This window comes from Chryseobacterium sp. R2ACT005, from assembly GCF_049949215.1.
Lineage (GTDB): Bacteria > Bacteroidota > Bacteroidia > Flavobacteriales > Weeksellaceae > Chryseobacterium.
In genome coordinates, this window is record NZ_CP188192.1 from 1,569,017 (window position 1) to 1,585,274 (window position 16,258).

At 36.4% G+C, this 16,258-nt stretch carries 14 protein-coding genes; 8 read left to right on the forward strand and 6 right to left on the reverse strand.

The annotated features are described in order from the left end of the window. Positions 1-84 precede the first annotated feature (84 nt). The 5 genes from gndA (at position 85) to ACPF63_RS07220 (ending at position 6,387) form a co-directional block, all read left to right on the forward strand. Positions 85-1,503, forward strand: coding sequence for an NADP-dependent phosphogluconate dehydrogenase (gene gndA / locus ACPF63_RS07200; RefSeq protein WP_426482542.1), 1,419 nt, complete (start codon positions 85-87; stop codon positions 1,501-1,503). 12 nt (positions 1,504-1,515) lie between these two features. Continuing rightward, a complete protein-coding gene (gene zwf / locus ACPF63_RS07205) occupies positions 1,516-2,997 on the forward strand; it encodes a glucose-6-phosphate dehydrogenase (RefSeq protein ID WP_180563942.1) in 1,482 nt (493 codons plus the stop codon). Positions 2,998-3,024: 27 nt separating this feature from the next. After that, the gene (pgl, locus tag ACPF63_RS07210) at positions 3,025-3,735 is read left to right on the forward strand and encodes a 6-phosphogluconolactonase (RefSeq protein ID WP_180563941.1); all 711 of its coding nucleotides are present in this window, start codon (positions 3,025-3,027) and stop codon (positions 3,733-3,735) included. 665 nt (positions 3,736-4,400) lie between these two features. Continuing rightward, entirely contained in the window at positions 4,401-5,039 is a 639-nt protein-coding gene (locus ACPF63_RS07215; protein ID WP_077418037.1) for a TetR/AcrR family transcriptional regulator, read from the forward strand. 709 nt (positions 5,040-5,748) lie between these two features. Then, entirely contained in the window at positions 5,749-6,387 is a 639-nt protein-coding gene (locus tag ACPF63_RS07220) for a TetR/AcrR family transcriptional regulator (protein ID WP_077416677.1), read from the forward strand. 67 nt (positions 6,388-6,454) lie between these two features. Here ACPF63_RS07220 and ACPF63_RS07225 read toward each other — a convergent pair whose 3' ends face one another. Genes ACPF63_RS07225 through ACPF63_RS07240 form a run of 4 tightly spaced genes read right to left on the reverse strand, consistent with a single transcriptional unit; the run spans position 6,455 to position 11,977 of the window. Further along, entirely contained in the window at positions 6,455-7,981 is a 1,527-nt protein-coding gene (locus tag ACPF63_RS07225; protein WP_219072829.1) for a peroxidase, FMP-type, read from the reverse strand. Between the two features lie 18 nt (positions 7,982-7,999). Next, complete coding sequence (locus tag ACPF63_RS07230; RefSeq protein WP_426482543.1) at positions 8,000-9,451, reverse strand: ferritin-like domain-containing protein; 1,452 nt, start codon at positions 9,449-9,451, stop codon at positions 8,000-8,002. A 4-nt stretch (positions 9,452-9,455) separates the two neighbouring features. After that, the gene (locus ACPF63_RS07235; RefSeq protein WP_426482544.1) at positions 9,456-11,534 is read right to left on the reverse strand and encodes a GMC oxidoreductase; all 2,079 of its coding nucleotides are present in this window, start codon (positions 11,532-11,534) and stop codon (positions 9,456-9,458) included. Further along, a complete protein-coding gene (locus ACPF63_RS07240; protein ID WP_180563938.1) occupies positions 11,531-11,977 on the reverse strand; it encodes a hypothetical protein in 447 nt (148 codons plus the stop codon). The genes ACPF63_RS07235 and ACPF63_RS07240 overlap by 4 nt, the downstream gene beginning before the upstream one ends. A gap of 518 nt (positions 11,978-12,495) precedes the next feature. Between ACPF63_RS07240 and ACPF63_RS07245 the strand changes: the two genes are divergently transcribed. After that, a complete protein-coding gene (locus ACPF63_RS07245) occupies positions 12,496-13,800 on the forward strand; it encodes a M20 metallopeptidase family protein (protein WP_426482545.1) in 1,305 nt (434 codons plus the stop codon). Here the strand turns inward: ACPF63_RS07245 and ACPF63_RS07250 are convergent. Both ACPF63_RS07250 and ACPF63_RS07255 read right to left on the reverse strand, forming a co-directional pair. Beyond that, on the reverse strand, positions 13,797-14,213 hold the full coding sequence (locus tag ACPF63_RS07250) for a RidA family protein (RefSeq protein WP_180563936.1): 417 nt from the start codon (positions 14,211-14,213) through the stop codon (positions 13,797-13,799). The two genes, ACPF63_RS07245 and ACPF63_RS07250, sit on opposite strands and share 4 nt — an antisense overlap. Positions 14,214-14,477: 264 nt before the next feature. Beyond that, positions 14,478-15,080 (reverse strand): FMN-dependent NADH-azoreductase, encoded by a 603-nt coding sequence (locus tag ACPF63_RS07255; protein WP_180563935.1) that lies wholly within the window; start codon positions 15,078-15,080, stop codon positions 14,478-14,480. 117 nt (positions 15,081-15,197) lie between these two features. On the opposite strand from ACPF63_RS07255, the gene ACPF63_RS07260 reads away from it, so the two are divergent. Beyond that, a complete protein-coding gene (locus tag ACPF63_RS07260) occupies positions 15,198-15,554 on the forward strand; it encodes a winged helix-turn-helix transcriptional regulator (RefSeq protein ID WP_077416692.1) in 357 nt (118 codons plus the stop codon). 106 nt (positions 15,555-15,660) lie between these two features. Next, positions 15,661-16,257 carry a Crp/Fnr family transcriptional regulator gene (locus ACPF63_RS07265; RefSeq protein WP_426482546.1) on the forward strand — a complete coding sequence of 199 codons (597 nt, stop codon included), beginning with the start codon at positions 15,661-15,663 and terminating at the stop codon, positions 16,255-16,257. The last annotated feature ends 1 nt before the right edge of the window (position 16,258 follow it).

Consider the following 16,258-nt stretch of genomic DNA (forward strand, 5'->3'; position numbering starts at 1 on the left):
ATTTTTTTCTTCCTTTATTTTTTTCCTTATAGGCATTTACGTAATTTTATTCTCTGTAATTAAATTCATATTAATACCAATATAATGGAAAGATATAGTTATGGAATAGTTGGCCTTGGAGTAATGGGGCGGAATCTTCTTTATAATATCGCTGACAACGGGTTTTCAATCGCAGGATTTGACCTTGATCAGGAGAAAGTAAAAGAATTAGAGAATGGTGCTGCTTCTGAAATGAAAGTAAAAGGTACAGGCTCTTTAGAAGATTTTGTATCTGCATTAGAAGTCCCAAGGAAAATTATTCTTATGGTTCCTGCAGGAAAACCTGTAGACGCAGTCCTGGAAAACATTACCCCGCTTTTGAATGAAGGTGATATCGTAATTGATGCAGGGAATTCTTATTTTGAAGATACCAACAGACGTGTTGCTGATCTGGCATCTAAAAAACTGCATTTTATGGGAATGGGAGTGTCAGGTGGAGAAAAAGGAGCCAGAAGAGGTCCTAGTATAATGCCTGGAGGTGATCTGGAGGCGTTCAAACTTCTTAAACCAATGCTTGAAGCTATTGCTGCAAAAGTAGACAACGAAGCATGTACAGCATATATGGGGAAAGGATCTGCCGGGAACTACGTGAAAATGGTGCACAACGGTATTGAATATGCCATAATGCAGCTTATCAGTGAAGCTTATGATCTGCTTAAAAGAGGTGCCGGGCTGAATAACGAACAGCTTTACGAGGTTTTCAGAGATTGGAATAACGGAGAAATGAATTCATTCCTTATTGAGATTACCAGAGATATTTTTACTCAGAAAGATTCATTCACAGAAAATTATCTTGTTGATCAGATTTTAGATAAAGCAGGAGCAAAAGGAACCGGAAAATGGACTTCTGAGCAGGCCATGGAAATTGGTGTTTCTATTCCTACCATTGATATTGCGGTAACTTCAAGAATTTTATCTGCCTATAAAGATGAGAGAGTTCAGGCTTCCAAAATATATGCTGAAAAAGAAATCACAAAGCCGGAAAATACAGAACTGTTTATCAGGGAAGTAGGGGATGCTCTTTTTCTTTCAACATTAATCAGTTATGCACAAGGCTTGTCTTTGCTGGTAAAAGCATCTGCGGAATACGGTTTTGAAATTCCATTGAAAGATGTTGTGAAAATCTGGAGAGGAGGATGTATCATTCGTTCCGTATTGCTGGAAAAATTCTATTCTGCCTATACTCAAAACCCTGATCTTTCTAATATTCTGCTTGATCATGATATTTCTGAATTGGTAAAATTGAAAATCAAAGCTCTAAGAAAAACTGCCGGATATGCTGCTGCAAACGGTATTTCAAGTTTGGGAATTCAGACAGCTTTGGGATATTTTGATGCCTATACTACAGAATCTCTGCCCGTAAATCTGATCCAGGCTCAACGTGATTATTTCGGAGCTCATACTTATCAGCGTATTGACAGAGATGGTGTTTTCCATACTTCTTGGCAAAGTGCAAACAATTAAATTCGGAAAAAAATGAATCAAAATAAAATCTTGCAGCCAACATCTATCGTTATTTTTGGTGCAACGGGAGATCTGGCAAAAAGAAAACTTTTTCCGGCATTTTATAACTTATATATCGACGGCAGAATGCCCAAAGGCTTCAATATTGTAGCATTGGGAAGAGCCGAAAATACTGATGAGAATTTCAGAAATTATATCAAGGAAAACCTTGAAAGCTTCTCCAGAAAAAAAGTAACTTCTGAAGATTGGGCAGGCTTTCAGGCTCATATTACTTATTTTCAACATCAGCTGGATGAGGAAACTTCTTACCAGAATCTACAGCAGAAATTATTGGATTTTGATGCTGTTTACGGGATGAGAGCCAACAGGTTGTTTTACCTGTCAATAGGGCCTAATTTCATTACCACTATTTCCAATCATATCAAAACAACATCATTAGCTTCCGATCCGAAGAAAGACCGAATTATTATTGAAAAACCTTTTGGACATAATAAACAGTCGGCGATTGAGCTGAACAGTCTTCTGGCAAAAACATTTGAAGAAGAACAGATTTATCGTATTGATCATTACTTAGGGAAAGAAACAGTACAGAATATATTGGCATTCAGATTTGGGAATTCTATTTTTGAACCTTTATGGAAGCATAAATATATAGAATCCGTGCAGATTACCGTAGCGGAAGAAGTAGGAGTGGAGACAAGAGGTGCTTTCTATGAACAGACGGGAGCATTAAGGGATATGATTCAGAATCACCTGTTGCAAATCTTGTGTATGGTGGCTATGGAACCGCCGGCTTCATTGCAGTCTGGCGAGATCAGAGACCGTAAAGTAGATGTTTTAAAATGTATCCGCAGAATTTCTCCTGATCAGGTAGATCATTATGCTGTACGAGGTCAATATGGAAAAGGTACCATAAACGGGGTAGAAGTGAAAGGTTATCGTCAGGAAAACGGAATTGCTTCAGACTCCAATACAGAAACTTTTGCTGCAATAAAATTTTATCTGGATAACGAAAGATGGAAGGATGTTCCTTTTTATGTTCGTACAGGAAAGAAAATGAAAGAAAAGCATTCTTATATTACCATTCAGTTTAAGCCGCTTCCTCATTCCACATTTTCAGACAGCCCACATCTTTTATCAGCTAACAGATTGATTATTAATATTCAGCCGATGATGGATATCAGATTACAGTTTATGACGAAAAAACCGGGACTGACTTTGGATTTGAAACCAGCAGAAATGATTTTTGATAATTTTGCCTGTCAGGATGATACTCCGGAAGCTTATGAAACTTTGCTGCAGGACGCTCTTTTAGGAGATCTTACCTTATTTATGCGTTCGGATCAGGTAGAAGAGGCTTGGGATGTTGTGACAACAATACAGGAAGCATGGGAAAATAATAAAGATTTATCCTTCCCGAATTATAAAGCAGGAAGCTGGGGACCGGAAGATTGCAATGCTTTGGTGGAGAGACAGGGACATAGCTGGGTATAAAACAATATAAATTTAAACAGACAAAAAATGAATATTACAGTATTTGACGATCTGGAAAAACTGTACACAGAGGCAGCAGATGCATTTGTTGACCTTTCAAAAAAATCTATTCAAAAAAGCGGGCGTTTTGTGGTGGCACTCAGTGGCGGTTCTTCCCCAAAAGCCATTTTCAAACTATTGGCAACTCCGGAATATAAAGAACAGATTGAATGGAATAAGGTATACTTTTTCTGGGTTGATGAACGTTGGGTTCCTTTACAAGATGATAAAAGCAATTTCAGAATGACGGATGAGGCTCTTCTCAGCCAGGTTCCCGTTGATAAAAACCATATTTTTCCTATGTATGCTGAAGGAGTAACTCCTGAAGACTATGCAAAGACTTATGAAGAACAGATTAGAAGTGTGCTTGGGAACGAGGGTATTTTTGATTTTATCCTTTTAGGAATGGGAGATGACGGTCATACTGCCTCTTTATTTCCTGGCGAGGAGGTTTTAAATGAAAAAGAAAAGTGGGCTTCTGCTTATTATCTGAAGCCTCAGGAAATGTTCAGAATTACTTTGACTGCACCTGTGATCAATAATGCTGAAAATATTCTGGTTATTGCATTTGGTGAATCGAAAAAGCATGCGTTGAATGAAGTCCTGAACGGTGAGTATAATCCATCGTTATATCCATTACAGCTTATTGAAAAAAAGGAAGGATATCATTTTTTTACAGACGAAAAAGCAAAAGGATAACAAACTAAACTTTGACCTTTTAAAAATAAGAGACTGTCCTGGGACAGTCTCTCTTCATATCAACTACTCTATACCGAAACCGGTATATACAATTTTCTGTATTTCAAAATCAAAATCTAAATTTTAAAAACAGTATCATTAAAGAGCTAATGATACTGTTGCATTTAGTGTTTTTACCTTAGTTGCTTGTTTTCGAAACTTTTTAATTTTTCTCAACTCAATAGTGCTTCTATGTAAAATGGTTATTAGTTTGAAGCAAATATACAAAATAAGACACTTCTAAGTGTCTAAAATTTAAAAAAAATAAAATTATTTTAATTAAATTGATAAAATCCTGTGATATAGGGTGTTTTAAGGTGAAAATAAAATTAAAAAAAACAACAGAATGAGTATTTATAACTTTTAAATGAAAGAAAATACGTCTGTTAAATAAAAACAGCACCATAAAAATGGTGCTGCGAGTAATGTTTTACCTCAGCCATGAAATGTTAAAAACATTTAAACTGAGAGAACTAACGGTACAATCTGATCTCACTCAACCTCACAACTTTGATCGTTCGTTTATATAAAATGGTTATTAGTTTATGCAAATATATACATTTAGACACTAAAAAGTGTCTAAAATAAAAAAAAATTCATAAACTTGTATGATTGAAAAGTTTACCATGGAAAGAAAGTCAGCAGCAGGTAGTATCCGGAACAAGGAACGCAGTAAAAAAAAATTTTTGGACGCAGTAGGAAAGATACTGAGAACAAAAGGACATACTGCTTTGAAAGTGACTGATATTGCAGCTACCGCCGGGGTAGACAAAAAGATGATCTATACTTATTTTGGCGGGGTAGATGGGCTTATAGATGAATATATCCGGTCTCAGGACTACTGGAGTAAAGTAACCATTGATGAAATAGAAAAGATAAAACCAAAATTGGATGACGGGGGAAAATCTTTCATGGAAGAAATGCTTCTGTCACAATTTGATTATGTTTACAAAAGCAAAGAAGCGCAGAAATTACTTCTATGGCGCATCTCGGAATCCAGAAAATCACTAAGAAAACTGACTGACACCCAGGAAGAAAATGGTGAATATATTTTTAAACTGCTGATGGATCCTTATTTTAAAGAAAATAGTGAAGAATTACGTTCGATAATGGCTATCCTGGTTTCCGGACTTTATTATCTGAATATGTACTCTGCCATAAACGGCAGTATCTTCTGTGGAATAGACGTGGATACTTCCAGCGGACGGGAAAAAATCAAAAAAGCAATCTCCTTTTTATTGAATCAGACTTATGAGAATCTGTAATATTCGGTGTGTTATAATCTCAGGAATTAAATTCCGGTAAAAAACAAAACCATTAGAAATTTCTAATGGTCAATTGTGTTGTTGTGTTTCTACCTTAGTGTTTCGTGTTAAAGTAAGGGAACCTAAATAAAACAGTCTGAATTGTCTTATTTTTCAACCTAAAAGTGTTTTAAAATATATAGATGGTTTTAGTTTGTACAAATATATAAAATAAGACACTATGAAGTGTTTAAAATAGTAAAAATTTTCTTTGTTTTATTTAATGTACTGAATTGCAGTATGTTAATTTTATAATAAGAAGAAGTTACTCTTTTGAATGATGCTGATATTCCAATTTGATCATATAAGAAAAGACAGAAAATCTTTTCAAAATAAGATTTACATTTCAGTAATTGAAGAGAATAAGCTAAAATTTCTATTGAAAAGTATTTTATTTAATATCATATCAGCTTTCTGAGAATAAAACAGCACCATTAAATAAAATGATGCTGTTGGGTTGTGTTTACCCCAGTCGTTTATGTTCGAAACATTTTAAACTGAGGGAACTAACGATACAATCTGAATAGTTTTATTTTTCAATCTCGATAGTGTTTTTATATAATGGATGGTTTTAGTTTTTGCAAATATATATAAATAGTTGAAATTAGACACTCGAAGGTGTCTAAAATAATAAAAAATTTTCTTAAACTTGTATATTGAATGTTTAGTCATGGAAAGAAAGTCAGCATCAGGGAGTATTAGAAACAAAGAACGCAGTAAGAAAAAATTTTTAGATGCAGTTGGAAAAATTCTGAAAACGAAAGGACATGCAGGATTGAAGATCAACGATATCGCTGCAACTGCCGGGGTAGATAAGAAAATGATCTATACCTATTTTGGGGGTATGGATGGTCTGATGGACGAATATGTCCGTACACAGGACTTTTGGGTGAAAGTAACGAGTGAGGAAGTAGAAAAGATGAAACCGAACCTGGAAGATGGAGGAAGAGAATTTATCGAGCACATGCTGCTTTCACAATTTGATCATGTATACACCAACAAAGAGGCGCAAAAACTATTGTTGTGGACTATTTCTGAACCCAGAAAATCATTAAAAAAACTAATTGATACCCAGGAGGAAAACGGAGAATATATCTTCAAATTATTGATGGAATCCCGTTTCAAAGATAAAATGGATACCTATCGCTCTATCATGGCGATTATGGTTTCAGGGCTTTATTACCTCAATATGTTTGCCTCTCTGAATGGCAGTATTTTCTGCGGGATAGACACCAATACACCTGAAGGACGTGAAAAGATCAAAAAAGCAGTATCCTTCATGGTGGACCAAACCTACGAGAATCTTTAATATATCTTAGAAAACATAAAAAAAGAGGCAATAATCTGCCTCTTTTTTGTATAATATTGATGATATTCTATCCTTTATGATATGGACATCCTGAAGTTGCACTGGAATTTTCACCAGTATTGAAGAACTGTTCTTCAATCACTTTTCTCTGATCTTCAGGGATGTCTGCTAACTTACGAAGCGTATTGACCTGGATATGAGGCCAGCTTGTGGTACCTCCATCATTCCCGAAATCAAATTCGAAGAATACAATTTGCTCATATTGCAGCTGAAGAACCTCTTTCCCATCTTCAATAATGGTTTCAATCCACATATCCATATCCACTTCAACAGTAGGAACAAAACGGTTTACAAAAGGAACATTTAAAATACCTCCCTGTGCGCCGGTTTTCATTTTGGAAGACATTCTCACATGTACATAATTGCTGACCTTCTGGCCTCTTAATGTATCCCTGAGCCTCAGATCAGGTCGTACAGAATAAGGATATAAATCATCTGCGAGTATTCTCTGGGTGTAGATTTTATTTGACCCCGGATCATTATCATCATTAAGGGTTTCATGAACCCAATCCGGTGCAGGTTTGTCAAGATCAATGATGTCTTCAGGTGTTACTCCTGCATTCCCCATCGTACGTGAAATGGAAAGGTGATTCGTTTCCCAGGCTTCTTTACCATAAGGAAATTGAGGAGAGCCTTCCACTAAATAGAAGGTTGTATTATCTTTATTTTGAGGAATAATATCTCCCAATAATGTAATGGTACTTCCATGAGGAATAACGCCACTTCGGGAAATAGAGTAGTCCGGGATGAAATAAGGACCATCAAGTCCTGCTCCCGGCTTGAGTTCCTGTGCCGGAATAATCTCGTAATAAGGCTGTCCCGGCTGCAGCTGGCTTTGAAGAATATATTTGGGGTTGGCTTCTCCGTCTGGTGTTATCCTTAGCAAAGGCTCATCTCTGTATTCGCCGGTATATCCATATTTTGCATCTTCTGTTGAAACAGCATGAATACCACGATCTCTTTCAATAGACTCTTTGGTTGCTGCATGATTATAGACATCACTCAGCCATAGATACATTCCGTTTTCTTCGTGGATAGGGGTGTATTTCAAAGCATCTTGTCCCTGTACAGTGTTAACGCTCTTTATGCTTTGTTCATATTTAACAGCTCCACAGAAAAGTTCACTCGCACCACCACGGTTACGAACTCCACCGGGAACGATTGAAAATGTTAGTTTCTCAATATATTCTTCACTATCAAAAGCGAATTTTCCGGGAATTGTTCCTGAATTGGTTCCCGGAGAAGGCATAATAGTAGTATGCACCCCGCTTGCTAATGAGGGTTTTGTAATATCTTTATTGTAATTAACATTATAGCTTACCCACGTACCATCCAAAGCTGCAAGGATTCCATAATCTACACTATTTTCGATGGCTTGAAGGTTATCTTCTCTGAATGGTCTCACCGGATCATCAATAAGAAGTTTTGAATATCCATCCATTAGCTCAGCCAGATTAACTTCATTTTGGCCTGGCATTTTACGGAGCAACAGTTCTTCTCCCGCTTTGGGACTTTCTTTTTTTCTTTTAAGCATGATATATCGTTTTTATGGTTATAAATCGGTGTATTCGAAAGTCGGACCTGCATTATTTTGTGAATCCAATGGTTGTTTCATCAGATTGACAGCCTGTTCTTTCAAGGCATACATGTACATAATGGATTTTTCCAATTCTCTTTGGTTTCCTTCCACAGCACTTTGTATAGCATCTAATAAACGTCTGTAAGTTTTATTAAACTCAACGCCCTGTGCATGTAATTCTTTGTTCTTAATATAATCTTCCACTTTTGGATTAGGCTTCATAGGATAGGCTTCATCCCATTCTACAGGTAGGGCTTTTCCGGTTGGTGGTGTAGTAACAGGCATCATTCCGTTTTCATCCATAAAAGGCTCATAGTTTCCACCGAGATAGAAATGCTCATGGAATACTTCTTTAAATCTGAAATAATGAGCCAGCTCCATTCCTTCTTCAAATTGTGACGGATCAACATCGAAAATAGAATCGTCAGCGCCTTCTCCCTGCCCCTTAATTTCCTGAAAAACAGCAATTACTCCATCTAGAGCTTCTACGAAATGTAATTTTCCGCCACTTCCATAGTATTGCTCAGGACGGATCTGTTTTTCCTTCTTTCCTGTGAAAATTCCTCCTATATTCAATTCTTCAAAATTCTTCGGCAGCGTTCCATGTGCTTTGTAGTAGGCAATGATTTGGAAAATAACAATATAGAAGAATAAAACATCATAATATTCACCAATAGTATGAACATTTTCCATGATGAAACCTTTCATGTTTTCAAGGGTCCACAAGTTGGTATTCTGTACGGCTGCTCTTTGAGAATATAATGCTGAAGAATCTGTTACATGGTCATATTTCGGAGCTTTTACCAAAGGTTTGGTTGGGCTTTCAATGGCAATAAAAGTGGCAATACTGTTACTTGAGAATGTTTCCAGACCTATATAGAAATCAACATTCATGGGTAATTTCATCGGATAAGTAGGGTAGTTCTCCTGTTTGTTTACAGAGGGTTGAATGTCAATTGCATTCAGGACATTGCAAACCATGATCAGGTGAAGCATTTCTTCTACGGCAACACTTCGGATGATTTGTGAAGCTAAAGCATTAGTTCCATCCTTGATAGAATACAAAGCTGTAAGATAAGGCGGAATGGTAGAATGCTCAATGAGAATGGCTGTCTGTAAAAGGTCCTGTAAAATGGGTTTATAATCAATTTCGTTTACTCCTTTTTTTAATTCAGACACTTCTGAACCGAACTGAGAACCTAAATAAGCATTAAAATCATCAATCTGATCATTCAGTAAAAGATGAGTTAATATTTTGCTGTGGTGTTTTAATCCTTCAGTCCAGTCTTCTTTGCTAAGTGTTGAATCAAATAATAGAGAAGGCAATGAAACGGCTTCTGTAGCTACCGCGTTTCTTGCGGCCATTCTTCCTGCTGTTAATGTTTCCTGTGGCTGTGCTGTTTTATTGATAAGTCTTTGTCTCATGTTGTTATTTTTTAAGTTGAGTTTCAAGATCAGCAAGGATAGATTCTACTGAACGGATTGTGAATGCTGATAATGTTAAAGTAGGATTTGAAGTTCCCAAAGTGGTCATGTTTCCTGCTCCTACAATATATAAATTCGGGTGGTCCCAAGCTTTACAGTAGCTGTTGGTGACAGAATCCTCTGCTGTAGAACCCATTCTGTGAGTTCCTACTATATGACCCGCTCCGTTATAGGAATATCTTACTCCATTGTAGATGACAGAGTTTTTGTCTTCGGCGGTGTATGATGTGAAATCTTTAATATGTAATCTTTTGAACATCTGATCAGAAGCGTTTTTTGCCTGTTCCATAGCTTTCATTTCATATTCTGTTAATTCATAATGAATTACAGGACGCGGAATTCCAAGTACATCCAGATACTGATCATCAATGGTTACTCTGTTATTTGGATTCGGCAGCTGTTCAATCTCGAAGTGGAATAAAACCTGTTTTGAAAGTCTGTTCGTAAGTGCTTCTCTTAATTTTGCTCCGAAAAGCTTCTCCTTGGTGATAAAATAGGCAACATCTGATCCCGGAGAAAATGCCGGCCAGCCCCAGCCCCAGTTGTCAAGAGGAGAGATCCATGCAGAAAATTCACCTCTGAAGTTTCCGTCACGGAAAGACGAGATATTGGTGGTGGAACCAGGACCTCTGTATGGATAGACCGGTTCGGGGAAAAGTCCCCAGGTAAGCATTACCATATGATCCATCAGGTTTCTTCCCACCTGGTCACTGCTGTTGGCAGCCGTTTTTACAACATTATTAACGGTATATTTGGAATTCAGCAGGATTTTTGGATTCTCAAAAGCATTGGCAGCCAGAATCACAATAGCGTCTAAGGTGTCAATAGATTCTTCAACAAAATCTGTTTTTTCCTTTGAAGTATACCTTCTCAGATGAACTTTGGAAATTTTCTCTTTATCATTCTGGTCAACACTTAATCTGTACACAACACTCTGAGCCTGAATCTGCATGTATGGATTACGCTTAAGGTTTTCATTATCATTAAGCTTATACAATGCCTTTTTCAAGGTCTTTAAAGCATTATATTTAGCCTGAACCGGACAGATGGGAACGCAGGACGCATTTCCTTCACAGCGCTCGCCCATATAAGGATTCCAGACAGAACCGAGAGCCTTATATTCTTCTTTTTCAGAGCTGTCCAAAACCAGTTTGTAACCCGATTCTTTTGGTTCGGCTTTGATGATCTTTGTTTTCCCGTATTTTGGATTCGGAATAGAATTTCTTCCCTGAGGAGATGGTACCATCATCAAAGGAATCTCTCCGGAGCTTAGCTTTACACTCGTACCTTTAAGCCCATCAATGATCTTATGATCCATATAACTTTGCGGAATTTCTTCCATCGGGAATACATAATCTCCATAATATTGTTCCCTATTCTCCAAAATTGGATATTCCTGTTTTGAAACATCTCCGGAAACCCCGATTTCAAATTCTGCCATTTCATAATAAGGCCTTAATTCTTCATAATCTATCGGCCAATTAACCGGACTTGGCTTATCGGAATTCGGCTGGGGAATGGTAATGCCATATTTCTCGGTAAGTTTGAAATCATTCGGAAGCATTCTTGGAGTCGTTCCCAGCCAGTGAAGGGTCGTTCCGCCTCCCACTCTGATGGCATCACTTGCGAACGGCATTGGTCCGAATTGTACCAGATATCCTTTTTTATCTGGAAAGGGCTGAACAATGTGCTCCATATCCAGAACATTTGGAGAAGGTGCCTGTTTCAAATTCGGATAAGGAGAGTTGGGAACTTTGGCTTCTTCTCTGTAAAAAGTATGGATATACTCATTGTAAGTGGTCATTGAGGATACGGAATCCAGTTCAATACCAGCTTCCAGACCCGCTTCATACATAAGGATTGATATTTCCCTGATATTATCCGATTTTCCTGCATCTGCACGGTGGATCATTTTACCTTTTGTCACGTCAAATACATGATCGGTCAGCAGTTTTGCAATTAATGATCCTGCGATCCCCGTTCCTACGATGATCACATCTTTTTTGTTATTTGTTTGATTCATGAGTTGCTGTTTACAGGTTTTATATTCCACGATTTGTAGCCAGGCTGTTTTGCTCCGGGCGGATGAGAATGCATCAGGTTCCAGACAAGACCTTCTTTGTAAGAAAGATCATTGATATAAGCGCCTTCCCAGGTTCCCAGATACCACATGGTGATCACTTTTCCGGAAATGTCATTCATTCCGGGATTGGAGATAATTTCGGATTGAATAGCCTTATTCAGTTCATCTTTACCGGAATGTTTTTCAAGAATGTTTTTAGATACAGTAAGAAATTCTACGAAAGTAGCGGCATCTAAGCTTTTGAGAATGTAGGTGTAATAGGTTTCTGCCAAACCTGTAGACTGTAACTCGTTTACAGTAAACCCGGCAAGCGCTTCCGAGATAGACATAAACACGTCGAAATAATAATCGTCGACGTTGAGGATTTTGTTAATAATATTCATTTCGTTAAAAATTTGGGTTAGATATCTTCAACTCCTTTCAACAGGAAGTTATCATACCGATTGATCTATAGCTGCCGGATTTTTCAGATACCATTTCTCTTCCAGAAATGAATGCATACTTTTCAAGCTATCCATAGTTGTCAGTTTTTGTTTATCCGAAATTAATCAGATCCTCTCAGATTAGATTCAGTATTTCTACGTAATTTACAATGGTGTAATTTTAATTTTTTGTAACAAATCCTTTATTCATGGTGTTTTTAAAGCGCCGTGTTTTCACCTAGTTTAGAATTATTTTAAATAATAGGGTAGGATTTATTACCCTTAAAAAGAGTATTAGAAGTCTCATTTGTGAAAATAAAATATTGAAATTGTGTGAGATGTAATTATTTTTTTAATTAAAAATGAAATAATCTTACCTTTAGACATCAGGAAATATATATTGCTGTAAAGTGTAATAATAAAAGTTATTCTGTACTTATCTGTTGAAATAAACCCTGATAAACGTATAAATTATAACCATGAAAAAACTTGCTTTTAGTGTACTGTGTTTCATTTCTCTGACATTGTCTGCACAAGGATCAAACAAAAAGGAGGAGGCAGTTGCTCAATCTACCAACAATATCCATCAATCTGTTCAGATCGAAACAGACAGGATATTTGATAAATTGGTTAATATCAGAAGAGAATTTCATGAAAACCCAGAATTGGCAGGTTATGAAAAGCAAACTCAGGAAAGAATTAAACAATATTTACTTGATCTGGGGTTGGAAGTTAAGACCGGTGGATATGGTTACAGCGTTGTAGGGATTCTGAAAGGAGATCAAAAAGGCAAAAAAATAGCCTGGAGATCAGATATGGATGCATTACCCAATGATTATCCTGATCCTGAAGTTTTCAAATCGAAAATAAAAGGTATTCAGCATGGCTGCGGTCATGATATACATATGGCGATTGGATTAGGAATTGCTGAAGTTCTTTCAAAAAATAAAAAATCCTTAAAAGGAACCGTCTATTTCATATTTCAACCTGAAGAAGAAACTTTCAAAGGAGCAAAAGAAATGTTGGATAAAGGCTTGCTTTCTATAATAAATCCTGACGAAATATATGGATTGCATGTAACGGCCATACCTGTAGGACAGATAATGGTGAAACCAAATGAAATGTTTGCCTATCAGAAGAAAATAAGGATTCAGTTAAAAAATGGATTATCCGAAGATGAAACAAAAGGGTTAACGAAAAAGATCAGTAATTTTCTCTACCGTATTCAGCCTGAAGCTAAGCCCTGGGAACTACAATCTATTATTGATTCTAAAATTGGCTTGGCAAATCCTGATACTATTTTTAAAGACTACCTGTTCATGGATGGAAAATTTACGGCCTATTCTAAGAATAATGAGTCCTTTTTTGAAACCTATCTGTATGAGACGAATTCTTCTAATTTAGATAAAATAATTCCTGGAGTTCAGAAAATTATAGAAGATAGCGGATATAAAGAAAAGCTTCTTTCTGTTTCATTTGTACAGGGAAATCCAACGGTTAACAATGATGAAAAGCTAACAAAATCAGCCACGGAAATCCTTCAGAATCTCTATGGAAAAAATACAGTTGCTATAGATTATGGACAGGTTCCATTTTTTAATGATGATTTCTCTTATTTTCAACAGAAAATACCAGGCGTTTACTTTTTTCTAGGAGGTTCCAATTTTGAAAAAGGAGTGATTGCCATGAATCATTCTTCTAACTTTCAGGTAGATGAAGAAAGTATCAGAACCGGAGTAAGAAGCTTTTCATCGTTACTTATTGAACGTCTTAACAGGAATTAATTTTTCACCGCAATGGCGTCTATCTCGAACAACATCCCAGGTAAAGCCAGTTGGTTCACAGGAATAAGTGTGCTTGTAGGCAAGAATGATTCTTTCCATACTTTCTTAGCTTCTTCCGCCCATATCTTAAGTTTTTCCTGGTTGTGATCAACGATAAGAAGAGTGATTTTTACAACATTATCAAACGTCATAGAATGGCTCTGTAAAACGATTTTTAAATTTTTCAAAGCATTCTGAACCTGTATTTTAAAATCATCAGCCAACAGATGATTTTCTCCTGTACCGCCGCTCTGTCCGGATATAAAACACATCTGGAAAGGAGATTTCACAGAAATACTGTGTGAAAAACCATAAGGCCCAGGATTAAACAGTTCTGCAGGATTGATCAGCTGAGGTTGTTTATTATTTTCCATAATTTTTATTTTAATCCAGTAAAAATGAGAGATAAAAACAAGGAAAGTCTATACATATGTTGAGGAAAATATTCTTTTAATTGTATAGATTACTTTTTCAATGATAATGAAGGCTTAGTAAAAAAATGCTGTCTCAAAAACCAAATAATTTAGTTTTTGTCATTCTGACGAAAGAAGAATCTTTTTGACACTCACTCAGATGAGATTCTTCATTATATTTTATATCATTCAGAATGACAGTTTTGAGACAGCATTTTTAATTTTTTACTCTACAACAATACTTTCAATCCCTTTTTGCAGCGCCGTATCCTGAATAACCGGAACAGAAAGACCTTCTGCACGAACAACAGAAATATCAGTCATTCCCATAAATCCAAGAGTTTGCTTTAAGTAAGGAACTACAAAATCGTAGGCCTGTCTTTCTCCTTCAGAATATACTCCGCCACTTGAAAAAGCAAGGTATACTTTCTTATTCTTTACCAGACCTTCGGGACCATTTTCACTGTAGCTGAACGTCTTTCCTGCTCTCGCAATGTGATCAAGCCATGATTTAAGAGTGGAAGTGATACTGAAATTGTATAGTGGAGCTTCAATGATGATGATGTCTGCTTCATGAAGTTCATCAATTACTGTATCAGAAAGCTTTACCGTTTCCAACTGCTCAGAAGTACGGTTTTCGGCCGGAGTGAAAAATGCATTGATATGGCTTTCTTCTAAATGAGGAAAAAGCGGGTTGGCCAGATCACGTTTTTTAAAAACACTGTCAGGATATTTTGCCGTGATTTTTTCTACAACAGCATTTCCCAGTTTTTTACTGATGGAAGACTCGCTTCTTGGGCTAGAGATAATATGAAGTACTCGTTTCATTTTTATTTTTTTTTAAAATTGATGTTTCAAAATTATCTATATTTACTAATAAAAATATAGTAGTTACCAAAAGGTTAGTAATAACATTTAGGTTAGCAACCAGATAAAACAGAGACAATGGAAGAAGAAAAAATAGTGTATTCAAGGCCGCAATGCAGTACGCATCTGGCTGCTACTGAGGATGCTTTATATGTTTTGGGGGGCAGGTGGACCATTAGAGTAATGATTGCTATTTTAGGCGGACATACCCGCTTCAATGAATTACAGCGAACCATCAATGGAATCTCGGCAAGAGTCTTGTCCAGCGAATTGAAAAAGCTGGAAGTGAATCATTTAGTTGAAAGAACTGTTCTTACCGATCAGAAACCGGTGTTGGTAGAATATGTTCCTACAGAATACAGTGAGTCCCTGAAAGATGTGATTGCTGCTCTGGCAGACTGGGGTACAAAACATAAAAAGAAAATTACAGCGTAATAAAAAAGAGTAGTGTTGATGTCAAAAATCATTTTTTCTTTGGTATTTGATCAGTTGCAACATTGCTTATACTTTAAGTATTTTTACTCAAATTAATAATGGCAAGATGATTATATATGAAGACTTATTATTTTCCCGGGGAGCCATTCTGGAAAAATATGATGCGGCAGATATTATTTTTAAAGAAGGAACTGTAGCTAAATATTATTTCCAGATCAGGTATGGTACTGTGAAACTGAATACTTTTTTAGAAGACGGAAAAGAATTTGTTCATGGATTCCCTTTTGATGGACACTGCATTGGTGAAAGCTATTTATTTACAGATCATTATTATGCAATCAATGCTATTGCCATTACTGAGTGTGAGATTATTAAGATTTCCAAAGCAAAATTTCTGCAGATACTGTTGGAAAAACCGGATTTAATGCTGGAGATTAATAAATATATGGCTGACAGAATGCATTTCAGATTTATGATTTCCAGCTTTCTTGCTATTTCAGATCCTATTGTGAAGCTTACAAAGCTTTTTGATCATATTAAAAATTATTTCGGATTCGAAGAAACCTATTCCTTTCTGATTCCTTATACCAGACAGCAAATAGCTACCTTAACCGGTCTTCGGGTAGAAACGGTGATCAGGTATGTCAAGAAAATGCAGGAACAGGAACTTGTTAAAATTGAAAGTACTAAAATTTATTATTAGC